The 21,665-nt window shown below is 64.0% G+C and carries 19 protein-coding genes and 1 pseudogene; 14 read left to right on the forward strand and 6 right to left on the reverse strand.

Annotated features, from left to right (window positions below; genetic code table 11):
• Positions 1-22 precede the first annotated feature (22 nt).
• The 3 genes and pseudogenes from RQ479_RS03715 (at position 23) to RQ479_RS03725 (ending at position 2,878) form a co-directional block, all read left to right on the forward strand.
• Positions 23-837, forward strand: a pseudogene (locus RQ479_RS03715) (oxidoreductase).
• Positions 838-923: 86 nt separating this feature from the next.
• The gene (locus RQ479_RS03720) at positions 924-1,871 is read left to right on the forward strand and encodes an alpha/beta fold hydrolase (RefSeq protein WP_376704143.1); all 948 of its coding nucleotides are present in this window, start codon (positions 924-926) and stop codon (positions 1,869-1,871) included.
• A gap of 5 nt (positions 1,872-1,876) precedes the next feature.
• A complete protein-coding gene (locus tag RQ479_RS03725) occupies positions 1,877-2,878 on the forward strand; it encodes an NADP-dependent oxidoreductase (protein WP_376704144.1) in 1,002 nt (333 codons plus the stop codon).
• On the opposite strand, the gene RQ479_RS03730 is transcribed toward RQ479_RS03725, so the two are convergent.
• A complete protein-coding gene (locus RQ479_RS03730; protein WP_376704145.1) occupies positions 2,871-3,800 on the reverse strand; it encodes a sugar kinase in 930 nt (309 codons plus the stop codon). The two genes, RQ479_RS03725 and RQ479_RS03730, sit on opposite strands and share 8 nt — an antisense overlap.
• 157 nt (positions 3,801-3,957) lie before the next feature.
• On the opposite strand from RQ479_RS03730, the gene RQ479_RS03735 reads away from it, so the two are divergent.
• Both RQ479_RS03735 and RQ479_RS03740 read left to right on the forward strand, forming a co-directional pair.
• On the forward strand, positions 3,958-4,404 hold the full coding sequence (locus tag RQ479_RS03735) for a FixH family protein (protein WP_376704146.1): 447 nt from the start codon (positions 3,958-3,960) through the stop codon (positions 4,402-4,404).
• Between the two features lie 7 nt (positions 4,405-4,411).
• Positions 4,412-5,611: a cytochrome-c peroxidase gene (locus tag RQ479_RS03740; protein ID WP_376704147.1), complete on the forward strand. Its 1,200-nt coding sequence runs from the start codon at positions 4,412-4,414 to the stop codon at positions 5,609-5,611.
• Between the two features lie 237 nt (positions 5,612-5,848).
• Here RQ479_RS03740 and RQ479_RS03745 read toward each other — a convergent pair whose 3' ends face one another.
• The gene (locus RQ479_RS03745) at positions 5,849-6,301 is read right to left on the reverse strand and encodes an Lrp/AsnC family transcriptional regulator (protein ID WP_376704148.1); all 453 of its coding nucleotides are present in this window, start codon (positions 6,299-6,301) and stop codon (positions 5,849-5,851) included.
• A gap of 162 nt (positions 6,302-6,463) precedes the next feature.
• Here RQ479_RS03745 and putA point away from each other — a divergent pair, with 162 nt between their 5' ends.
• Complete coding sequence (gene putA, locus RQ479_RS03750; RefSeq protein WP_376704149.1) at positions 6,464-10,075, forward strand: bifunctional proline dehydrogenase/L-glutamate gamma-semialdehyde dehydrogenase PutA; 3,612 nt, start codon at positions 6,464-6,466, stop codon at positions 10,073-10,075.
• 69 nt (positions 10,076-10,144) lie between these two features.
• On the opposite strand, the gene RQ479_RS03755 is transcribed toward putA, so the two are convergent.
• Genes RQ479_RS03755 through RQ479_RS03765 form a run of 3 tightly spaced genes read right to left on the reverse strand, consistent with a single transcriptional unit; the run spans position 10,145 to position 14,063 of the window.
• Positions 10,145-11,476 (reverse strand): TonB family protein, encoded by a 1,332-nt coding sequence (locus RQ479_RS03755; RefSeq protein WP_376704150.1) that lies wholly within the window; start codon positions 11,474-11,476, stop codon positions 10,145-10,147.
• A 2-nt stretch (positions 11,477-11,478) separates the two neighbouring features.
• A complete protein-coding gene (locus RQ479_RS03760; protein ID WP_376705860.1) occupies positions 11,479-11,910 on the reverse strand; it encodes a hypothetical protein in 432 nt (143 codons plus the stop codon).
• Between the two features lie 5 nt (positions 11,911-11,915).
• Entirely contained in the window at positions 11,916-14,063 is a 2,148-nt protein-coding gene (locus tag RQ479_RS03765; RefSeq protein ID WP_376704151.1) for a TonB-dependent hemoglobin/transferrin/lactoferrin family receptor, read from the reverse strand.
• 288 nt (positions 14,064-14,351) lie between these two features.
• On the opposite strand from RQ479_RS03765, the gene hemP reads away from it, so the two are divergent.
• Genes hemP through RQ479_RS03790 form a run of 5 tightly spaced genes read left to right on the forward strand, consistent with a single transcriptional unit; the run spans position 14,352 to position 18,456 of the window.
• Positions 14,352-14,558, forward strand: a complete 207-nt coding sequence (gene hemP, locus RQ479_RS03770; RefSeq protein WP_352451949.1) for a hemin uptake protein HemP — start codon at positions 14,352-14,354, stop codon at positions 14,556-14,558.
• A 9-nt stretch (positions 14,559-14,567) separates the two neighbouring features.
• The gene (locus RQ479_RS03775; RefSeq protein WP_376704152.1) at positions 14,568-15,629 is read left to right on the forward strand and encodes a hemin-degrading factor; all 1,062 of its coding nucleotides are present in this window, start codon (positions 14,568-14,570) and stop codon (positions 15,627-15,629) included.
• A 10-nt stretch (positions 15,630-15,639) separates the two neighbouring features.
• The gene (locus tag RQ479_RS03780) at positions 15,640-16,548 is read left to right on the forward strand and encodes a hemin ABC transporter substrate-binding protein (RefSeq protein WP_376705861.1); all 909 of its coding nucleotides are present in this window, start codon (positions 15,640-15,642) and stop codon (positions 16,546-16,548) included.
• Positions 16,549-16,553: 5 nt separating this feature from the next.
• The gene (locus RQ479_RS03785) at positions 16,554-17,657 is read left to right on the forward strand and encodes a FecCD family ABC transporter permease (protein ID WP_376704153.1); all 1,104 of its coding nucleotides are present in this window, start codon (positions 16,554-16,556) and stop codon (positions 17,655-17,657) included.
• 10 nt (positions 17,658-17,667) lie between these two features.
• Entirely contained in the window at positions 17,668-18,456 is a 789-nt protein-coding gene (locus RQ479_RS03790) for a heme ABC transporter ATP-binding protein (RefSeq protein WP_376704154.1), read from the forward strand.
• 13 nt (positions 18,457-18,469) lie between these two features.
• On the opposite strand, the gene rirA is transcribed toward RQ479_RS03790, so the two are convergent.
• A complete protein-coding gene (rirA, locus tag RQ479_RS03795) occupies positions 18,470-18,931 on the reverse strand; it encodes an iron-responsive transcriptional regulator RirA (protein WP_352721072.1) in 462 nt (153 codons plus the stop codon).
• Between the two features lie 191 nt (positions 18,932-19,122).
• On the opposite strand from rirA, the gene RQ479_RS03800 reads away from it, so the two are divergent.
• The 3 genes from RQ479_RS03800 to RQ479_RS03810 all read left to right on the forward strand — a co-directional run bounded on the left by RQ479_RS03800 (position 19,123) and on the right by RQ479_RS03810 (position 21,573).
• Positions 19,123-20,427, forward strand: a complete 1,305-nt coding sequence (locus tag RQ479_RS03800; RefSeq protein ID WP_376704155.1) for a DUF445 domain-containing protein — start codon at positions 19,123-19,125, stop codon at positions 20,425-20,427.
• Between the two features lie 83 nt (positions 20,428-20,510).
• Entirely contained in the window at positions 20,511-20,939 is a 429-nt protein-coding gene (locus RQ479_RS03805) for a phasin family protein (RefSeq protein WP_376704156.1), read from the forward strand.
• Between the two features lie 136 nt (positions 20,940-21,075).
• The gene (locus tag RQ479_RS03810; protein ID WP_292664992.1) at positions 21,076-21,573 is read left to right on the forward strand and encodes a MaoC family dehydratase; all 498 of its coding nucleotides are present in this window, start codon (positions 21,076-21,078) and stop codon (positions 21,571-21,573) included.
• The last annotated feature ends 92 nt before the right edge of the window (positions 21,574-21,665 follow it).

The raw sequence follows: 21,665 nt of genomic DNA on the forward strand, positions 1-21,665 counted from the left end.
TCTCGAACCTGGAACATCAAAAATGAATGGGAATTCTGAAAAAACCGCAATCGTGACCGGAGCCTCCTCCGGCATCGGCCGCGCCAGCGCCGAGGCCTTGGCGCGGGCGGGGTTCACTGTCTTCGGGACAAGTCGCCGCAAGACCAGTAATAGCCCAAATGGAGTGACCATGCTGGCATGCGACGTGACCGATGATGCGGCCGTCAATGCGCTCGTTGCCACCGTGCTCGCGCAGACCGGCCGGATCGACCTCCTGGTCAACAATGCCGGTGTCGGCCTGCTAGGAGGCGCCGAGGAATCCTCCGTCGCACAGGTACAAGCGCTGTTCGACGTCAATCTGTTCGGCGTCATGCGGATGACCAATGCGGTATTGCCGTCGATGCGGCGGGCGGCGAAGGGCGCATCATCAATATCGGCTCGATTCTGGGACTGGTACCCGCGCCATACTCAGCTCATTACTCGGCGGTCAAGCACGCGCTCGAAGGCTATTCGGAATCGCTCGACCACGAGGTGCGTGCCTTCAACGTCCGCGTTTCCGTCATCGAGCCGGCATTCGTCCGCACCGTCTTCGACCAGAACGGCATCGAGCCGGATTTGCTGTTGAAGGAATACGATCGGGCTCGAGCCGGGCTCAAGGCGCTGCTGGGCGATGTGATGCCGATAGCCGATCGGCCGGAAGTGGTGGCGAATGTCGTCGTCAAGGCGGCGACCGATGCCAGTCCGCGACGGCGTTATACCGCTGGCAAGGCAGCGCGCCAGGTCAGCCTGCTGCGCCGCTTCGCCCCCGCGGGGATTTTCGACAAGAGCCTGCGCAAGCAGTTCCGGTTGCCGGTATGAACGACAGCGAGCCAGAGGATTTCACGCACGTGCGACTAGCAACAACGACACATTTGGCCAGGCCCTACGAAACGGAGGCGCCAAGCATGACACATACATCCAATCGGTCGCCGCGTTCACCGGCATTGTTCCAGGACGCGCCAACACGCTCGGTCGATGTCGGCGGTACTGCCTTTGCCTACAGGGAACTCGGGCCCAGGACGGGCGTGCCGGTGATCCTGCTCAACCATCTGGCTGCTCAGCTGGACAATTTTGATCCGCGCATCGTCGATGGCCTCGCTGCGACCCGGCGGGTGATTGCCTTCGACAATCGTGGCATCGGTGCTTCGGGTGGCAAAACTCCGTCGACCATTTCTGGCATGGCGCGGGATGCAGTCGCCTTTATCCGGGCGCTGGGGTTCGAAGAAGTCGATCTCTTCGGCTTTTCACTCGGCGGCTTCGTGGCGCAAGAGATCGTGCTGACCGAGCCCAAGCTTGTGCGCAAACTCATCCTGGCTGGCACGGGGCCGGCCGGTGGGCAAGGCATCGACAAGGTGACGCCCCTGACGATCGTGGACATGATCAAGGGCGCACTGACTTTGCGGGATCCGAAATACTATCTCTTCTTCACAAGGACGCCGAATGGGCGCCGCGCCGCAAACGCGTTTCTGGGACGGCTGAAGGAGCGCCGGAATAACCGGGACAAGGCGGTATCGCTGAGCGCGTTCGGCGCGCAACTCAAGGCGATCAAGGCCTACGGACTGCAGGCGCCACAAGACCTGAGCACCATCCGCATTCCCACTTTGGTTGCGAATGGCGACCAGGACAGGATGGTGCCGAGCAGCAATACCTACGATCTCGCCGGGCGTATCCCTGGGGCGCATCTGGTTGTCTATCCGGATGCCGGGCATGGCGGGGTATTTCAGAACTACGCCGATTTTGTCCCGAAAGCCCTGTCCTTCCTCGAGGCTGAGGCCTTGCCGCAGGGCGGGTATGCAGCTGAAAACGTTCGGCTTGTTTCGCCCCGAACAGCAACAGACATTCCTAGAAAGTAACTGCCATGAAGGCATTCGTTGTCGATAAGTATAATAAAAAGGGCATTCTGCGGTTGGCCGAAATGCCGGAGCCGGAGCTCCAGGACAGCGATGTTCTGGTCGAGGTCCATGCCGCAGGGGTGAACCTGCTCGATTCCAAGGTCAGAACCGGAGAATTTAAACTCATCCTGCCCTATCACCGGCCCTTCATCCTGGGCCACGACGCGGCCGGGAAGGTTGTTCGCGTGGGATCGAAAGTCCGCAAGTTCAAAGCCGGCGACGAGGTCTATGCGCGGCCGCGCGATGGCCGGATTGGGACATTCGCCGAATTCATTGCCATCAATGAAGCCGACGTAGCCTTGAAGCCTGCGAATCTCAGCATGGAAGAGGCGGCGTCGATTCCCCTGGTCGGTCTCACCGCCTGGCAGACGCTCATCGAACGGGCAAACCTGAAGAAGGGACAGAAGGTCTTCATTCAGGCTGGTTCCGGCGGCGTGGGAACATTCGCCATTCAGTTGGCCAAGCACCTCGGCGCGACCGTTGCGACAACAGCGAGCGCGGCGAGTGCCGATCTGGTGAAAAGTCTCGGCGCCGACGTCGTCGTCGACTACAGGAAAGACGACTTCGAGAAAGTTCTGTCGGGCTACGATGTCGTCTTGAACAGCCAGGACGCCAAAACACTGGAAAAATCCCTGAGCGTGCTGAAACCGGGTGGGAAGCTCATCTCCATCTCGGGTCCGCCGGATCCCGAATTTGGCAGGGAAAAGGGACTGAATTTGATGCTGAGGCTGGTGCTGCGCTTCCTGAGTCGCGGAATTCGGGCCAAAGCCAAGCGCCGCGGCGTGCAGTTTTCGTTCCTCTTCATGTGGGCGCAGGGCGATCAGCTGAGCAAAATCACCTCCCTCATCGAAGGCGGCGCGATCCGCCCGGTTGTGGATCGGGTTTTTCCATTCGAAGCGACCAATGACGCTCTGGCCTATGTCGAAACAGGACGCGCCAAGGGCAAGGTCGTCATCAAGGTCAGATAGCAGTTGCCTCGAACGCAGCCCTCAGCGTCTCGAACGGCGCCAGCGCGCCACGCACCTGCACGACGGCGGCGGCGACGCGATGGGCGCGCAGCACGGCTTCTGCCGGGGCATGGCCGGCAAGGCGAGCGGCGAGATAGGCGCCGTTGAAGGAGTCGCCGGCGCCGGTGGTGTCGACCGGGGTGGCGACGTGTACCGCCGGAATCGATTGCAAGGTTCCGTTTTGCGCGATCAGCGCCGGTTCCTCGCCGTTCTTGACGACGACTTCGCCGACCAGCTTTCGCAGCCGTTCGGCTGTTTCCTGCGGTGTCGTATCACCAAACAGCATCTGCTCATCGGGAAAGGTGGGTAGTGCGATGTCGGCGACGGCGAGCGCCTCGAGGATCGCGGCCTGCGCTTCCTCGCGCCGGCGCCACAGCCGCAGCCGGTAGTTGGGATCGAAGGCGATCAGCGAGCCGGCCGCGCGCGCCTTGGCCACGGCCGTTAGCAGTACCTTGCGTGCATCCTCGTCGAGGATTGCCAAAGTAATTCCGGAAAAATAGACAAGCGCCTGGTTTTCAAGGCTTTTCTGCAAAGCGGCTGGGTCCGAAGCCAACTGCCTTGCGGCCGCATCGGCCCGCCAATAGGTGAAAGAACGTTCGGCGCCGGTCAGCGTGATCGCATAGAGGCCGGGGCGGGCGCCCGCTATCACCGGGCTGGCGCCGATGCCGATGCCGTTCTCGGCCAGGAACTTGATCTGGTCCCGTGAGAACGGGTCGTCGCCGAAGGCCGACACATAGGTCGCCGGCCGCTCGCCGCTCAAGGCATGCAGCGCCCACAAAGTGTTGAACGTGTCGCCGGCAAAGCCCATGCGCCAGTTCGGCCCGACCTGCCCCGAAAGCTCGAGCATGCACTCGCCGATCGAGGCGATGCCGTTTCCTGCCATGAAGTACTCCTCCATCCTGCAATTGCGGTGCTGTAGCTTTTTGCTGCCGGCAGCGCCATGCTTGGCGACGGCGGATTCTTGCACTGGGCGCAATTTCCCACAGGGGCGTGGGACGCGATCTGCCCAGCGAAACGTTATCCGCAGAACAGGAATAGGTTTGGCATCGTTATGGCGTTATCTTCTTGGAGGCCTCGGCTTGGCTACCTTGCTCGCCGGCGTGCTGGCAATCGTCTATCTGACGGCGCCGCATGCGCCGCAACCAAGCTCGGACGTAGGCCGTTCCAAGACGACAGCGAACAAGCTGTTCGTGGCGACTTTCGAGCCCGAGAAGGGCGTCATCCGGCAGGGCGAACTGGAATCCTGGCTGCTGACGCTGAAAACCGTCGAGGGTGCGCCGGTGGAAGGTGCTGCGATAACGATTTCCGGCGGCATGCCGCAGCACAAGCACGGTCTGCCGACCAGCCCGCAGGCGACCGATTACCTCGGCGAGGGGCGCTATCGCATCGACGGCGTGAAATTCACGATGAGCGGGTGGTGGCAGTTGCATTTTGCCATTTCCGCCGCTGCCGGTTCGGACACTGTCGTCTTCAACGTGGTGCTGTGAGCCACTGATGGGCCGGTTTTCCAGTCTTCTCGCGTTGGTGATGGTGGCCGTGCTCGCCGGCTGCGGCAGGCCGCAGTTTTCCGACGCCGAGAAGCAGACCGTCGCCTCGCTGGCCCTGTCCAAGCTGCCGCCGCTGAAGCGCGACACCACCAATCGCGTCGCCGATGTGCCGGCCGCCGCGGCACTCGGCTCGACGCTGTTCTTCGACACCGGGATGAGCGGCGACGGCACGGTATCGTGCTCGACCTGCCACAAGATCGACCGCCAATTCCAGGACGACCTGCCGCAAGCGGTCGGCGTCGGCCGCACCAACCGTCGTACCATGCCGTTGGCCGGCGTCGCGCATGATCCCTGGTTCTTCTGGGACGGGCGGCGCGACAGCCTGTGGGCGCAAGCGCTGACACCGCTCGAAAATCCGCTGGAGCAGGCCGGCAACCGCGCCGCCTTCGCGCATTACATCAAGGCCCGCTTCGGCGAGCGTTACGAGCGCATCTTCGGGCCGCTGCCCGACCTTTCGGGCGTGCCGGCCGATGCCAGCCCGCTCGGCACCGATGCCGAGAAGGCGGCCTGGAACGCCATGCCCGCCAGCCAAGCCGAGGAGGTCAACCGCGTCTTTGCCAATATCGGCAAGGCGATCGCCGCCTTCGAGCGCTCGATCGCGCCGCCGCAGACGCGCTTCGACCGCTTTGCCATCGACCTGGCTGCGGGCGCCGAGCCGAAAGGCGACGCCGCCTTTTCGCCGGAGGAAATCCTCGGCCTGAAGCTGTTCATCGGCAAGGCCAATTGCGTGACCTGCCACAACGGCCCGCGTTTTACGGACGGCAGCTTCCACAACACCGGCGTGCCGCCGGTCGCAGGCCTGCCGCCGGATCGCGGCCGCGTCGACGCGGTGGCGCAGGTCGAGGCCGATCCGTTCAACTGTTTCGGCGCCTTTCGCGACGGCGATGCCACCGCCTGCCGCGAGCTGCGCTTCATGGTCAAGGCCGGGCCGGAACTCGTCCGCGCGTACAAGACGCCATCGCTGCGGGGCGCGGCCACCCGGTCGCCCTACATGCATGCCGGGCAGTTTTCCTCGCTGGACGAGGTGGTGGCGCATTATTCCAAGGCGCCGGCAAGTGTCGAAGGCACATCCGAGATCCATCCGCTGCAGCTTTCGGATCGCGAACGCGCGGCGCTCGTGGCGTTTTTGAAGACGGTGGCGGAGTGAGGTTGGGTTTGCCGGGACGTGAAGATAGATTTCGACTTTCCCGACTTGAAGCAAATTAAAAAGGTGGCAATCACAAAGCCTCGAGATTAGCTGAGACATCCCTCCACTTCGTCATCCCAGGGCGGAGCAAGGAGCGAAGCGACGCGGCGCAGACCCTGGGATGACGAAGGGATGGTGGGGATAGGCTAATCGCCAGCGTTGGATCGGCCGCTGACATCGGTCTGTATGCAGAGATACTCACCGGTCCTTCACCGTCTCCATCGCGACAAACGTCGAGGTCTGGGCGACGTTCGGCAGGGCGGAGATGCGCTCGCCGAGCACGAGGCGATAGGCGGCGATGTCGGTAGTGCGGACTTTCAGGAGATAGTCGAAGCTCGACGCCATCATATGGCACTGCTCGATCTCCGGCACCGCCTGCACGGCGCGGTTGAAGGCGTCGAGCGCGGCCGAGCGGGTGTCGGACAGTTTCACCTGGACGAAGGCGACATGGCCTTCGCCCATGCGCTCACGGTCGATGATCGCCTGGTAGCCCCTGATAAAGCCGTCCTTCTCCAGCCGCTTCACCCGTGCCTGCACCGGCGTCTTCGACAGGCCGACTTTCGCCGCCAGTTCCGACATAGAAAGCCGGCCATTGCTGCCCAGGGCCAACAGGATGTTCCTGTCGATCCGGTCCAATTGGTCTTCTGCCATCGGATTCCTGGTCGAATTGGAGGTTATCCGTCCTAATGATAGATCAATCGACCTGTCCTGTCGATTTCTTTGGACCGACTGGACTCCCTACTTATGTTAGCTTGCGCCATTCGGTCCGGTAACGGCCGGCCCGCTCTCTTATGCTCGCTCTACAGGACCGCCATGCCAGCGCTCGACACCATCCGCCAGCAGATCCGTGCCAATTATTTGCCCGACGAAGACCAGGCGGTGAAGCGGCTGGCCGAGGCGACGGGGCTCTCGGGGAAAGACCGAAAGGCGATCTCGGCCCGCGCCGCCGACCTGGTGCGGGCGGTGCGCGGCTCGTCCGATCCGCGGCTGATGGAGGTCTTTCTGTCCGCCTACGGCCTTTCCACCAAGGAGGGCGTCGCGCTGATGTGCCTGGCCGAAGCGCTGCTGCGGGTGCCCGACACCGAGACGATGGACGACCTCATCGCCGATAAGATCGCGCCGCATGACTGGTCGGCGCATTCAGGCGGCTCGAGCTCGATCTTCATCAATGCGTCGACCTGGGCGCTGATGCTGACAGGCCGGGTGCTCGACGAAGGCGAGGGCGGCATCGAAGGCACGCTGCGCGCCATGGTGCGCCGGCTGGGCGAGCCGGTCATCCGCAAGGCGGTCGCCGCCGCCATGCGTGAAATGGGCGAGCAGTTCGTGCTCGGCCGCACGATTGCCGAGGCCGTCAAGCGCGGCCGGCCGATGACGCAGAAGGGCTACCTCTATTCCTTCGATATGCTGGGCGAAGCGGCCCGCACCGAGGCCGACGCCCTGCGCTATCTCAAGGCCTATGCCGACGCCATCTCGTCGCTCGATGCCGGCGCCAACGGCCCCGACATCCGCCAGAATCACGGCATCTCGGTAAAACTGTCGGCGCTGCATCCGCGCTATGAAGTGACGCAGAAGGAAAAGATGCTGCCCGTCATGGCCGAGCGGCTGCTGTCGCTGGCGCTGGCGGCGCGCCATTCGCGCATGGGGCTCAACATCGACGCCGAGGAAGCCGACCGTCTCGATTTGTCGCTCGACGTCATCGAGCGCGTGCTGGCCGAACCGGAGCTTGCCGGCTGGAACGGCTTTGGCGTCGTCGTGCAGGCCTATGGCCCGCGCGCCGCCTTCGTCATCGACTGGCTCTACGAACTGGCGAGGAAATACGACCGCAGCATCATGGTGCGGCTGGTCAAGGGCGCCTATTGGGACACCGAGGTCAAGCGGGCGCAGACGCTCGGGCTCGACGGCTATCCGGTCTTTACCCGCAAGGCCAACACCGACGTCTCCTACCTGGCCTGCGCGAAGAAGCTCTTGTCGATGACCGACCGCATCTACCCGCAATTCGCCACCCACAACGCCCACACCGTCGCCGCCATCCTGTCGATGACGACGGAGCGCGATACATTCGAGTTCCAGCGGCTGCATGGCATGGGCGAAGCTCTGCACGAGACGGTGCGCAAGGCCGAAGGCACGCGCTGCCGCATCTATGCGCCGGTCGGCGCTCATTCCGACCTGCTCGCCTACCTGGTCCGCCGGCTGCTCGAAAACGGCGCCAACTCCTCCTTTGTCCACCAGCTCACCGACGAGGAGGTCGAGCCCGAGGACATCGCCCGCGACCCGCTCGAGACGGTGGAGAAACAAGGCCCCGCCGCCAATCCGGCGATCGTGCCGCCGTCGGCGATCTTTGGCCCCGGCCGGCGCAATTCCAAGGGTTTCGACATCACCGACACGCTGACGCTCGCGGCGATCGACAAGGCCAGGGCCGAGTTCGCCGGGCCGGACCGCTGGCACGCCAAGCCGGTCAGCCGCGCCGCCGGCTACGGCAAGCAGCGTCCGGTCGTCAATCCGGCAAAACCTTCAGAAGTGGTCGGCACGGTCAGCGAGGCCGGCGCCAAGCAGGTCGAGACCGCCGTGCGCATCGCCGTCGAAGCACAACCGGCATGGGCAAGACGCCCGGTCGCCGAGCGCGCTGCCATTCTCAACCGGGCGGCCGATCTCTATGAGGCGAACGCCGTCGAGTTCTTCGCGCTGGCCGCCCGCGAGGCCGGCAAGTCATTGGCCGACGGCGTCGCCGAGGTGCGTGAGGCGGTCGATTTCCTGCGCTACTATGCTGCCGAGGCCGCCAATGCCGAAGCTGGAACGGAGGCGCGCGGCGCCATTGCCTGCATCTCGCCGTGGAATTTTCCGCTGGCCATCTTCACCGGGCAGATCGCAGCAGCGCTCGTCACCGGCAATTCCGTCATCGCCAAGCCTGCCGAACAGACGCCGCTGATCGCCTTCCGCGCTGTCCAGCTGCTGCGCGAGGCCGGCGTGCCGGAAGACATCATCCAGCTTCTGCCCGGCGACGGCCCCACGGTCGGCGGCCCGCTGACCGCCGATCCGCGCATTGCCGGCGTCTGCTTCACCGGCTCGACCGAGGTCGCCAAGCTGATCGAAAAGCAGCTCGCCGACACCGCCGCGCCTGACGCCATGCTGATTGCCGAGACCGGCGGCCTCAACGCCATGATCGTCGATTCCACCGCACTTCCCGAACAGGCGGTGCGCGACATCCTCGCCTCCGCATTCCAGAGCGCCGGCCAGCGCTGCTCGGCATTGCGCATGCTCTACTTGCAGAAGGACGTCGAGAAGAAGATGCTTGAGATGCTGAAGGGCGCGATGGAAGCGCTCAGCCTCGGCGACCCCTGGCGGATCTCGACCGACGTCGGCCCGGTCATCGATGACGAGGCGCAAGCGTCGATCCGCGACTATTGCACCAAAATGGGCCTGCAGGGCCGGCTGATTGCCAAGCTCGAAGCGCCGAAGGACGGCCGCTTTGTCGCGCCGCACGTCTTTCGGGTCAAGGGCATCGAGGAGTTGGAGCGCGAGGTGTTCGGGCCGGTGCTGCATGTCGCCACCTTCGATGCCGACGAGATCGATGCTGTGATCGCCGCGATCAACCGCAAGGGCTACGGCCTGACCTTCGGCCTGCACACCCGTATCGAAGGCCGCGCCCAGCATTTCGTCGACGGCATCCATGCCGGCAACATCTACGTCAACCGCAACCAGATCGGCGCCGTCGTCGGCGCGCAGCCGTTCGGCGGCGAGGGGCTTTCCGGCACCGGGCCGAAGGCCGGCGGCCCGCATTATCTCCGGCGCTTCCGCAAGGGACCGGAGGCCGGCACCCATCTCGCCGAAGGCCGCAAGGTGACGGCGACCGAGCTCGCCGACAATCTGCCGGATCCGGCGTTTGGCGGCTGGTCGACGCGTCCGGATCGTGTCGCCATCCTGAGGAAACATCTGCGCGGCAAGGGTGCCGCAGCCATCGGCACTGCAGCCGCGATCGATTTCGGCCAGGTCGACCTGCCCGGGCCGACCGGCGAGGCCAACACGCTGTCGCTGTCGCCGCGCGGCCGCGTGCTGTGCCTCGGTCCCGACGCGGATACGCTGCTTGCTCAGACGATCCAGGCGCTGGCCGCCGGTAATGCGGTGCTCGCCGTCGCCCCCGGCGCGCCGGCGGCGCTATCGGCGCTTACTGGCAAGGGCCTGCCGCTGGCGGCCATCGACGGCAGACCGGACCCGGTCGAAGCGCGCTCGCTGCGGGTCGATGTCGTCGCCTTTTCCGGCACGCCCGAGGCCGCGCGCATCGTGCGCAAGGTCATCGCCGAGCGCGCCGGCCCGATCGTGCCGCTGGTCAGCGAAGTCTATTATCCGGCCGCCTATGCGCACGAGCGCGCCGTCTGCGTCGACACCACGGCGGCGGGCGGCAACGCCAGCCTGCTGGCTGCGGCCTGAGGGTTTCGCTACGGCTCGCTCATCGCGGGCAGGGGCGGCGCCGACTTTGGTGCCCGCATGGGGACGATCTTACCTGATACCGAGCGGCACCTGGAATTGCCAGGACGAGCGACCGGCTCCGTCTGGAATCGGGGGAAACGGAGAAGCCCGGCGGACTGCGTCGAGTGCGGCCTTGTCCAGCGCGGCAACACCCGAACTGCCCGTCAGCCTGGCTGACCGGACGTTGCCGTTCGAAGCGACAGTAAAGGCAACCGTAGCTGTGCCGGTGGCGCGCGTGCGTGTCGAATTGAAGGCCCGCACCAGCTTTGATCGGATCTTGCCGGGATAATTCGTGACGGCTGCATTGCCGACGCCTGATTTGCCGCCCCTGCTGGCGGTCAGGATCTTGCCGTCCTTCCTGCCGTCGGCCGTGCCGCGCGCGACATCCGTTTCGTCACGGCCGCCGGAGCCGGTCTTTCTCTTCTTGGAATCGGCTTTGGCAAGTGCCTTGCCCGCCTTCTTGCGCAGGGCCGGCTTTTCAGGCTCGTTTGGTTCGGCCTTCCTGGCCGGCTTGTTCTTAGCGGTTGCCTTCTTCGGCTGCTTGGGCTCCGGCCTGTCCGGCTTCGGTTCTTCCGCCGCGCCGACTGTCTCGGTCGTCTGAACTGTTTCGGCCGGCGCCGGGTCGGCTGGTGCTGGTGCATCTGTCTCGGCAGGCTCGGCAGTTTCGACCGCGCTGACTGGCGGCGGCACGGCCTTGTCGTCAGTGGGCACCAGCCTGTCGATCGCAAGGATGTCGGGCGATGGGTGCTGGCGGGCAGGCTGGACGGCTTGGGCAGGTGCTGGCTCGGTGGGATCGGCAAGGGCAGCAGTTTCCGTGGCGGCCTCGCTGACCGGCTCGACCACTTCTGTTCCCAATGCTTCGGCCGCGTCAGTGACCGGCTGGAGCGTCTCCTCGGCCGCGGTCGCCTGTGCCTCGACCGTTTCGACGGGCCTGGCGTCGAGCATGGTCACCATCGTTATGTTGGTCACTTCCGGGTCGTCTGCGGCATCGCCGGCCGCCTGCTGCGGGTCGGCGCCGAAGAGCATTTCGCCTTGCTGGTCGGCACCTTCGATCCTTGGCCGGTCGTCCGGCAGCGTGAGAAAGGCCAGCGCCACTGCTACGTGGAATGCGCAAGAGCAGGCGATCGCCACCGTCCAGGTGCGGCGCCGCTGCTTCTGTCGTGCCTGCCGCGATGGCTCCCCAGGCACCGTAGGCAAGTCGCCGTCCGCATCGGCGATGTAACTGTCTTCCGGCCTGTCGCGCGGCGAAACACGCAGCGCCCCGCGCGGGATGGCGAAATCCGGATCGTCCGGTTCCGGCGGCAGGAAACCGGCTAGCGGCCACGCCACGGTGTTTCGCGCGAATGCGGGTTCCAGTCCCAAATTCAGACCCCGAAGGCGATGCCGGTCCTGGTCTGCGTCTTCAGCCCGCGCATGCAGGCATTTGGCTCGGCACCGGCGCATTCCGTGGCGCTGTTGATCAACACGCGGCTGACCTTGCCGCAATCGGTGCCGGCAAGGTCGAAACGCGTCACCTTGGTCTTGCCTGCCGGCAGCTCCTTGAAATCGAGCACGGTCAGCCGATCGACGACGCCGGCCTCGTTGAACAATGCGATCTCGAACGCCGCCTTGGAAAGACCGGCGCCGAGATTGTTGGTGACCACGAAGGTCAGGCGGCAGCCCTTGTCGGATGGCTGTGCGCCGTTCAGCTCGAGGATCAGCGCCGGCGCTTGCTGTTGTGTCCACGCCTGAGCTGCCGCAAGCGACATTGCCAACACAGCGGCGAACAGACGAAGGGGTGCTGTCACGCCTTGCATCATCGTCAGCCTCCAAACCTCATGGTCGCCGCCAGCTTCAGCGTAACGCCGGGCTCGTAGACGACACTCGTGGTCGACGCGTTCAGCGGGTTGGCATATTTGACGTCGAACAGATTGTCGGCGCGGAAATCGACCTTGAAATTGTCGATCGCCTGGTAGCTGGCGAAGGCATTGACCAGCGTATAGTCCTTGGCCACCGCGTTGCCCTGCGGCTTGCCGTTGTATTGCACCTCACCGCCGATGGTCAGCCTGTCCTCAAGGAAGCGAAAGCCGAGTTGCCCGGTGACCTGGGAGGAGGGGACGGTGACAAGGTCCGCCCGTTCGCCTTCATAGGAAATTGTGTGGCCATCGGTGAACGAGGCGGAAAGGCCGGCAAAGCCCCACGCTGCGTCATAGACGCCCTCCATCTCGAAGCCGTGGATCTTGGCCTTGGCGAAATTCTGATACTGGAAGCAGATCGGGATGCCCGGACCGAACGGGCAGCCGCTGGTCGGGTCGAACGCCGATAGCGTTACGCCGTCGATGTAATCGTCGACATTGTTGTTGAAATAGGCCGCCTTCAGCCGCAGCGCGTCGTCGGCCTCAATGACACCGTTGGTGCTGTAATTGACGCCGATTTCCACGGTCTTGCCGGTTTCGGGCTTGAGATTGGGATTGGGGAGGAACGGGAAGCTGACGCCGGCTGGATGGTTGCCGCTGATCAGGGTCTCCGACAGCGACGGAGAACGATAGCCTTCAGCGTAGGTGCCGTAGAATTGCAGCCCGGAAAGGCTGGCGGTTTCGAAGGGCGAAACGCCTACTGTGATGCGTGGCGACAGCCGGTTGCCAGAGGTTTCGCCGACATCGCTGTCGAGCTTGTAGCTGTCGTAACGCAGTCCGGCGATGACCTCGAGCCAGTCCCAGGTGAGCTTGTCCTGAACGTAAGCGCCGGAGACGTTTCTATCGCCCGAGGGCGTGTAGAAACTATCGCCGCCCGCCGTGCCGCCTGTCTCGACATCGTCGCCAACCCAGTCGCCGCCATAGGTCAGCTCATGCGCAAAGCCGCCGGTCTCGAATCTCGACGTGTTCCAAATGTCGATGCCGGAGGTGCCGATGTCGAACGTCGATTTCGAACCCGCCGGCAGAACCACAGGCAGACCGGTGACCGGATCAAACCGGTTTTGCGCGACAAGGGTCGTCAGATCGAGCTTGGTCTTGTTGTACGAGGCGTTGATGTGGAGATCGAGCCAGCTCTTGTCCTCGTCGGTGATGTTGTAGCGGGCCGTGAAGGTATTCGCCTTCAGGTCGGCGTCGTTCACCGGCGTACTGCCGCTTGTCTCGGTCCATCCGTCGTTCGAGCCGATCCAGCCGAGCTTCAGCTCGCTGTTTTCGCTGGGGCGGATGGTCGTCTTGAGCAGGCCGCTCAAGACGTCGAAGCCAGTGCCCGCTACAGTGTCGCCGCCGCCATGCTTGTAGTCGTCATAGTTGCGGTAGACGATGTTGCCGAGCACGTCCCAGTTCTCGTTGATCCGATAGGCGCCGGTGGCGCTGGTGCTCCAGCCTTCACCGTTGGTTTCATAACGTCCGGTCGCTGATGCCGCCCAGATCTCGTCCGGCTTGAGGAAATCCTGAGCATCCTTGGTGTCGAAAAAGACGACGCCACCGATCGCTCCGGAGCCGTAGGTGTTGGCGACCGGGCCGCGGATCACGTCGACGGATTTGATCAATTCGGGATCAATGTAGAAGGTCGATTGCGTGCCATGATCCGAGCGCTGGAAATTCTGGCGGGCACCGTCGACGATGACGGAGACGCGGCCGAAGTCCTGCAGGCCGCGGATGTTGATGCTGGAACTGACACGCCTTGCGTCGGCCTGGACGGCGACACCCGGCACACCGAACAGCATTTCGTTGGGCGTCGTCGCCATGCGGCGCTCGAGCTGTTCCTCGTCGACATGGCTGGCTGAAGCAAGCGACTCGATCGCCGTCTCGCCGGTACGGCTGAGGATCAGGATCTTGTCGAGCAGCGTGGTACCCGCCGGGGCCGGCTTTACCTTTTCGGGCTGTTGAGACGGGTCAGTCTGCTGCTGGTCGGCTGCCGGTTGGGCGGCCTGCTGGGCGCCGGCCGGTGTGGCGAGCAGCGGGATCGCCGCCGCGCCGGCCAGCAACGCGGCCATTTTGCTTGCCATAGACCCCATTTTGCTTGCCGTCGACCAGTGTGCCAGACCGCTGCCCGCCGGCCGTCCCCAATTCGCCAACCCCATGCTGCAACTCCAAGAATCCATGTTCGCTGCTGGCTGGCTTGGGGCTCGCTGGCATTTTTCATCGCGTCCGGCGTCTTAAATGTTGACTCATTTACTCCTGTATTGCACTGCTAGATAACATGATCATTCGAGTCAAGAATTGAATCGGCATTTCACGCAGGCGCCGAGCCAGATGCCCGGCACAGGAAAGGGATCGAACCAATGAACACGCACAATCCCAGCGACTTTCGCTATCGCGTCCGCCGTTCCGACGAAAATTCCGTCCGTTTCGACCGGGTCCAATCGGCCGTGAGAACGCTGTCCAGCAACACGCTGTTCCAGGGCGAGCACGAGATCGGCATCGAACATCACGGTGCGCTGTATCGGCTGAAGATCACCCGGCAGGGCAAGCTCATCCTCAACAAGTAGGTGGTGGAAATGGACCAGCGCGTAAAACCCGCCCCGCACGAGATCCGGCGGGCACGGGCAGACAATCCGAAAATGCGCGAGCGCGACCTCGCCGCCCAGCTCGGTATTTCGGAGGCCGAACTGGTCGCCGCGCATTGCGGCGACGGCGCCGTGCGCGTCGAGCCGCGTGTCAACGACCTTTTGACTGGCCTCGAAGCTGTCGGTGAGGTGATGGCGCTGACCCGCAACGAAAGCGCGGTGCACGAGAAGATCGGCGTCTACGACAAGGTCGTCACCGGTAATCACAATGCCATGGTGCTCGGCGAAAACATCGACCTGCGCATCTTCCCGAAAGTCTGGGCGCACGGCTTTGCCGTGGAAAAGCGCGATGGCGCCGACATCCGCCGCAGCCTGCAGTTCTTCGACACCGCAGGCGAGGCGGTACACAAGGTGCATCTCAGACCCGCATCCAACCTCTACATCTATCAGAAGCTGGTGGCCGGGCTGGAATCGCCGAACCAGGAACCGACGGTGGCAATTTCAGCGGGCGCGGCTGACGACGAGGCCGAGACTGCGGACAATTCGGCGAGCGTCGACGATCTGCGCGACCGCTGGAGCCAGCTGACCGACGTGCACCAGTTCTTCGGCATGTTGAAGACACTGAAGATCAGCCGCCGCCAGGCGGTGCGCATGGTCGGCCAGGACTTCGCCTGGCTGGTCGACAAGGATGCGGTGAGCGCCATGTTCGCCCACGCGGCCGCTGGCGCCATGCCGATCATGTGCTTTGTCGGCAATCGCGGCTGCATCCAGATCCATTCCGGCCCCGTCGCCTCGATCAAGCCGATGGGACCATGGCTCAATGTACTCGACAAGACCTTCCATCTGCACCTGCGGACCGATCACATCGATGAGGTCTGGGCCGTGCGCAAGCCGACCAAGGACGGCCATGTCACGTCGCTCGAAGTCTATGGCGCCGACGGCAAGATGATCATCCAGTTCTTCGGTAAGCGGCATGAGGGCGAAAGCGAGCGCGAAGACTGGCGCTTTCTGGCCGAAAATCTGCCGCGTATCCCAAGCCCGACCGCAGCCTGAGAAAACGATGATGATTCTTTTCTCCAGGCTGGCATCGGTCTCCAAGTCGACGCTTGGTCCTGCGGCCGCTGTTTTGCTGGCGTTCGCCGCGCTGATGCCGGCTCAGGCCGCCGAAGGCATCGCGACTTTCACCGACCGCTCGAGGATCGTGGCCATTGGCGGCTCGATCACCGAGATCGTCTACGCGCTCGGCGAACAGGATCGCCTTGTCGCGCGCGATTCGACCAGCCGCTATCCGCAAGCGGCGGCGGAACTGCCTGATGTCGGCTACATGCGCCAGCTGTCGCCGGAGGGTGTGCTGTCGGTCAATCCGTCGGGTATATTGGCCCTGCACGGCAGCGGACCGAAGGAAGCCGTCGACGTGCTGAAGAAATCGAGCATCCCGTTCATCGAGGTGCCCGAGCGCTATGATAATCAAGGCATTCTGGAAAAGATCCACATCGTCGGCAAGGCGCTCAGCGTCGACGCCAAGGCCGATGCCCTGGCAGCCGAGATAGACGCCAAGCTGAAGGCAGCCGAAAAGCAGATCGCCTCGATCAAGGAGCGCAAGCGCATCCTGTTCGTTCTGTCGATGCAGGGCGGCAAGCTGCTTGCCGCCGGCAGCGACACCGCCGCCGACGGCATCATCAAGCTTGCGGGCGGCATCAACGCCATCGACGGCTTTGCCGGCTACAAGCAATTGTCGGACGAGGCAGTCATCACCGCCAGGCCGGACGTGATCCTGATGATGAACAATGCCGGACCGGCCACCGCGGATGACGAATTGTTTTCGAACCCTGCCGTGGCTTCGACGCCGGCGGGTGCCGCCCGCAAGCTGATCCGCATGGACGGCGGCTATCTGCTCGGCTTCGGCCCGCGCACGGCCGACGCCATCCACGACCTCGCCGTCTCGCTCTATGGCGGCCAGGTCACGGATTGAGCGCGATGGCGGATCATTCGATCGCTGGTGCGGCGGGAATCATGGTGACGGCAGCCGAGGGTGACCGCTCGCGGCGCGCCCACCTCGTCATCGTGCTGCTCTGCGTCGGGCTGACTATCGCCGTGCTGTTGTCGCTGACCTCCGGCGCATCCGATGCCTCGGCCATCGGCGTCATGCGCGACTGGCTGTTTGGCGCGCCGCCCGGCGATGCGGCGTTGAGCGCCCGCGACCACCTGATCATCCATGACATCCGTCTGCCGCGCATCATCCTGGGCGTGCTGATCGGCGCATCGCTTGCCGTGTCCGGTGCTGTCATGCAGGGGCTGTTCCGCAATCCCCTGGCCGACCCCGGCCTGATCGGCGTTTCGGCCGGATCGAGCCTCGGTGCGGTCGCCGTCATCGTGCTTGGCTCGACCATGCTGGCGCCGCTGACTTCGGCGCTCGGCACGCTGGCGTTGCCGCTGGCTGCGTTCTGCGGCGGGCTGGCGACGACATTGCTGCTCTATCAGGTCGCGACACGGCAAGGCCGGACCTCGGTCGCGACCATGCTGCTCGCCGGCATCGCGCTGGCGGCGCTTGCCATGGCGCTGACCGGCATCCTGATCTTCATGGCCGACGATCGGCAATTGCGCGACCTGACCTTTTGGCAGCTCGGCTCGCTGGGTGGCGCAACCTGGCAGAAAATCGGCTCGGTCGGGCCGGTCATCGTGCTGGCGCTGACGGCACTGCCGTTCCTGGCACGGGGCCTCAACGCGCTGGCGCTTGGCGAGGCCACGGCCGGCCATCTCGGCATTCCGGTGCAGCGGCTGAAATACACCGCGATCGTCGGCGTCTCGGCAGCGGTCGGCGCGTCGGTCGCCGTCAGCGGCGGCATCGGCTTCGTCGGCATCGTGGTGCCGCATTTGCTGCGCCTGTTGATCGGCCCCGACAACCGTTACCTGCTGCCGGCATCGGCGCTGCTCGGCGCCGCGCTGCTGCTGTTGGCCGACGCCGTTGCCCGCACCATCGTTGCCCCGGCCGAATTGCCGATTGGCATCGTCACCGCGGTCGCCGGTGCGCCGTTCTTCCTGTGGATCCTGCTGCGCAAGCGCGGCGTCATCGACTTGTGAAAGTTTGCTTATGATCGAAGCGCGCGATGTCTCGGTGGCGATCGGCGGCAAGCGCATTGTCGCCAATGTCGATTTCGAGGCGCGGCCCGGCGAAATCGCGGCCATCGTCGGCCCCAACGGTTCGGGCAAGACGACATTCCTCAGAGCACTGTCCGGCGATCTTGGCTATTCGGGAGAGGTCAACATCAACGGCCGCAATCTATCGGCGATGAAGCCGGTCGAGGCGGCGACGGTGCGCGCGGTGCTGCCGCAGGCAACGACGCTGTCCTTCCCGTTCACCGTGCGTGAGATCGTCAGTCTAGGCCTGGTCGGCGGGCGCTCCGGCGTGTTGCCCGGCGAGGACCAGCGCCTGGCCGAACGCGCGCTGGCTCGCGTCGATCTCGACGGTTTTGCCGGCCGCTTCTACCAGGAGCTGTCCGGCGGCGAGCAGCAGCGCGTGCAGCTTGCCCGCGTGCTCTGCCAGGTCTGGGCGCCGGTGCTCGACGGCAAGCCGCGCTATTTGTTCCTCGACGAGCCGGTGTCCAGCCTCGACATCAAACACCAGCTGATCATCATGGACATCGCGCGTGATTTCGCCAGACGGGGAGGCGGCGTGGTCGCCATCCTGCACGATCTCAATTTGACGGCGATGCATGCCGACCGGATTTTCGTCATGCATCGCGGCAGGCTCGCCGCTACAGGTTCGCCGCAACAGGTGCTCAGCGACGAGCTGATCGAAAAGGTCTTCGATTGTCGGCTGAAGGTCGGTGTGTTGCCGGCCGCAAACACGCCGTTCGTATTGCCGCAATCGGCAGCGTAGGCAATCAGAGAAATCAGGCGGCCGGCGCCCTTTGCACCAGCATGTCGATGCCGAGCAGGTGCCTCACATTCGGGCGCGCCGCCACCAGATCGGCGATCGTGTAGCGCGACAGCACGGCGAAGAAGGCGTTGAGCGCTTCGCGCAATGCCGAATTCAAGGCGCAGCTGTCGATCAGCGGGCATTCGGCGGCGTCGTTCTCGAAGCATTCGGCCATGGCAAAGCTTTCCTCCGTCACCCGCACGACATCGAACAGGCTGATTGATTCGGCCGCACGGCCGAGCCTGACGCCGCCATTCCTGCCGCGCACCGTTTCGATCAGGCCGTTTTCGACCAGCGGCTGCAGGATCTTGAATAGGAAAAGTTCCGATACCGAATAGGCGGCGGCGATCTCGGGGATGCGGCTCAACCGCTCGGTGTTGGCGGCGCAATACATCAGAATGCGCATGGCGTAGTTGGTCTGACGGGTAAGCCGCATTGTGTCCTCACATAACAGTGGTTGGCGTCAATATGGCCTATAGTTTGGAACAATTCCAGACTGGCGCTGCATAATAGATGAATTCCGGCGTCAAGTTTGCGTGCACGATTGCGCGCACCGGAACCAGCGGCGCGCTTTCTGGGGCAGGCGACACTAGATAAGTTCGCATACACGATCAGGAGCGGCCCATCATGTCACGACCAGCCCCGGCATTTGCATCCGTCGCATCCGTCCGGTTCGACGCCGATGCCGATGCCAAGCTTTCAGCGCTCAGGCGCACCAAGTTCGTGGCTACCGCGGCACTTGCGTTTTGCGTGCTGGTCTTTGCGGTGGCGAAATCGCTCGAGAGCCGGCATGCGTGGCTGGGCTTCGTCGCCGCTTTCGCCGAGGCGGCGACGATCGGCGGGCTGGCGGACTGGTATGCGGTGGTGGCGCTGTTTCGGCGGCCACTTGGCCTGCCGATCCCGCATACGGCCATCATCCCGGAAAACCAGAATCGCATCGCCGACAATCTCGGCCGCTTCATCGAGGTGAATTTCCTGGCGCCGGAACCGGTGCGCGAAAAGCTCGCCGAGGTCGACTTTTCCGCGCTGGTCGCGGACTGGCTGGCCGACCCGAACCGTGCCGCCGACCTGTCGCGCTTCGTCGGCCGGCTGGTGCCGCAGACGCTGGCGGCGGTCGAGCAATCCGGACTGCGCGGCTTCTTCACCAGCCGTATGCTGGAGCAGATCGAGAAGGTGCCGCTGGCGCCGCTCGCCGCCGAGCTGCTGTCGGCGCTGACCGACGACCGTCGCCACCAGAAACTGTTCGACGAGTTCACCAAGGTGGTCGGCCGCTTCTTGAGCGACGAGCAGGCGCTGGCGACGATGCGCGAGAAGATCCGCGAGGAACTGCCGTCGCTGTTCAACCTGTTTCGCGCCGACGCCTATCTGTTGAAGAAGATCGTTGCATCGGCCGGCTCGCTGCTCGATGAAGTGCGCGCCGATCCGCACCATCCGATGCGAGCCGAATTCGACCTTTTCGTCGGGACCTTCGTCGAGCGGTTGAGGACATCCAAACAATATGCCAGGCGCGCCGAAAAGCTGAAGCGCGATTTCCTTGCCCGGCCAGAGCTCAGCGCGCTGGCCGGCGATATGTGGGACAGCCTGCGGCTGTTCATCGAACAGGACGCCAAGGCGCCGAATTCGATGATCCGCGACCATCTCGCCACCATGTTCGTCGAGGTCGGCCGCCATCTTGCCGACGACGCGCAGATCAGGGCCGACATGAACCAGGGGTTCATCGTGGCGCTTGCATCCTTTGTCGAAAGCCAGAAGAGCGGCGTGTCCAAATTCATCGCCGACCAGGTCAAGCGCTGGGACCTCGCGCAACTGACAAGGCTGATCGAAATGAACATCGGCAAGGACCTGCAATATATTCGCTTCAACGGCATGATCATCGGTGGCCTTGCCGGGCTCGTGCTCTACACCGCCGAACGGCTGTTTCTCGTCGGCTGACTCGTCCGAATGGACCGCTGAGCTTTGCTGCACTATCTTCCGTGCAGTGGTGGCGTTCACGGCAACAGGGGGAGAGAACCAGCATGGCAAAACGACCGGAGTCCGAGTCCTTCATCGACATGTTCAGCAAGTTCGGCCGCGACCTGAAGCTGCCGAATGTCGACGTCGAGGCGATCCTCGCTCACAACCGCAAAAACTTAGAAGCGCTGGAGAAGTCGGCCCGGGCGAGTGCCGCCGGAGCGTCGGCGCTGTTGTCCAGGCAACGCGAGATGCTGCAGGACACGCTGCGCGAAATCACCGACATGGCACAAAACTACAGGGCGCCCGGCAATCCCCAGGAAATGATGGAGAAGCAGGCGGCGTTCGCCAGGAGATCCTTCGAGACCGCGCTGAAGAATGCCGGCGAGATGGCCGAACTGGCGAGGGCGTCCGGCACCGAATCGATCGAAATCCTGCGCAGCCGCATCAAGGAGGCGATGGAGGAGATCCGCGCCGGCCACGACAAGAAATAAGCTGTTTCCCAGCAGCACGCTTGCCGGCGGCGAAGACCGGCGGTTCGGCCGAAGATTATGCGTTGGAATCGCATTGGCGAATTGACAGGGGCGGCCCGTCGTGGTCCGGAACAGGCAAGCGATCGGGAAAGCAGGAATGACGCAGATACGGCCGAGGACGCCGCCGACCTTCGAGCAACTCAGGGCGATGGCCGGGCAGGAGTTGGGCGTCTCGGACTGGACACTGGTCGATCAGCACCGCATCGACCAGTTTGCCGAATGCACTGGCGATCATCAATGGATCCATGTCGATCCGGAGCGGGCGAAGCGGCAAAGCCCGTTCCGCACCACCATCGCGCATGGCTATCTGACCCTGTCGATCATCGGCGCGCTTGCGCTCGAGATGGGCATCGTACCCGAAAACACGCAGGCCGCGTTCAACTACGGTTTCGACAAAGTGCGTTTCGTGGCGCCGGTCAGGGTCGGCTCGCGGATCAGACTGCGCACCACGCTGTTGTCGATGGAAGACAAAGGCCCGGGCCAATATCTGATGAAAGCTGCCAATACGGTCGAGATCGAAGGCGAGCAGAGGCCGGCGCTGACCGCCGAGACGCTCGTCATGCTTTACGCACGCCGCAAGCGGGCCGGCACCTGAGAGACCGTTTGGAAACTCTACTCTGGCGGCCATCTGATGGCGTTTTCTGCGCTTCCGGTGCTCACGGACCTAAATGTCCGCTGCGCTCCGGT

This window comes from Mesorhizobium sp. ISC25 (assembly GCF_042295465.1).
In the GTDB taxonomy this organism is placed as follows: Bacteria; Pseudomonadota; Alphaproteobacteria; order Rhizobiales; family Rhizobiaceae; genus Mesorhizobium.

Bases quoted from the DNA above. Each gene is read 5' to 3' on its own strand.
- RQ479_RS03720 (WP_376704143.1), top strand. From the start codon at position 924: ATGACACATACATCCAATCGGTCGCCGCGTTCACCGGCATTGTTCCAG.
- RQ479_RS03725 (WP_376704144.1), top strand. From the start codon at position 1,877: ATGAAGGCATTCGTTGTCGATAAGTATAATAAAAAGGGCATTCTGCGG.
- RQ479_RS03730 (WP_376704145.1), bottom strand. From the start codon at position 3,800: ATGGCAGGAAACGGCATCGCCTCGATCGGCGAGTGCATGCTCGAGCTT.
- RQ479_RS03740 (WP_376704147.1), top strand. From the start codon at position 4,412: ATGGGCCGGTTTTCCAGTCTTCTCGCGTTGGTGATGGTGGCCGTGCTC.
- RQ479_RS03745 (WP_376704148.1), bottom strand. From the start codon at position 6,301: ATGGCAGAAGACCAATTGGACCGGATCGACAGGAACATCCTGTTGGCC.
- putA (WP_376704149.1), top strand. From the start codon at position 6,464: ATGCCAGCGCTCGACACCATCCGCCAGCAGATCCGTGCCAATTATTTG.
- RQ479_RS03760 (WP_376705860.1), bottom strand. From the start codon at position 11,910: ATGCAAGGCGTGACAGCACCCCTTCGTCTGTTCGCCGCTGTGTTGGCA.
- RQ479_RS03765 (WP_376704151.1), bottom strand. From the start codon at position 14,063: ATGGCCGCGTTGCTGGCCGGCGCGGCGGCGATCCCGCTGCTCGCCACA.
- hemP (WP_352451949.1), top strand. From the start codon at position 14,352: ATGAACACGCACAATCCCAGCGACTTTCGCTATCGCGTCCGCCGTTCC.
- RQ479_RS03775 (WP_376704152.1), top strand. From the start codon at position 14,568: ATGGACCAGCGCGTAAAACCCGCCCCGCACGAGATCCGGCGGGCACGG.
- RQ479_RS03780 (WP_376705861.1), top strand. From the start codon at position 15,640: ATGATTCTTTTCTCCAGGCTGGCATCGGTCTCCAAGTCGACGCTTGGT.
- RQ479_RS03785 (WP_376704153.1), top strand. From the start codon at position 16,554: ATGGCGGATCATTCGATCGCTGGTGCGGCGGGAATCATGGTGACGGCA.
- RQ479_RS03790 (WP_376704154.1), top strand. From the start codon at position 17,668: ATGATCGAAGCGCGCGATGTCTCGGTGGCGATCGGCGGCAAGCGCATT.
- rirA (WP_352721072.1), bottom strand. From the start codon at position 18,931: ATGCGGCTTACCCGTCAGACCAACTACGCCATGCGCATTCTGATGTAT.
- RQ479_RS03800 (WP_376704155.1), top strand. From the start codon at position 19,123: ATGTCACGACCAGCCCCGGCATTTGCATCCGTCGCATCCGTCCGGTTC.
- RQ479_RS03805 (WP_376704156.1), top strand. From the start codon at position 20,511: ATGGCAAAACGACCGGAGTCCGAGTCCTTCATCGACATGTTCAGCAAG.
- RQ479_RS03810 (WP_292664992.1), top strand. From the start codon at position 21,076: ATGACGCAGATACGGCCGAGGACGCCGCCGACCTTCGAGCAACTCAGG.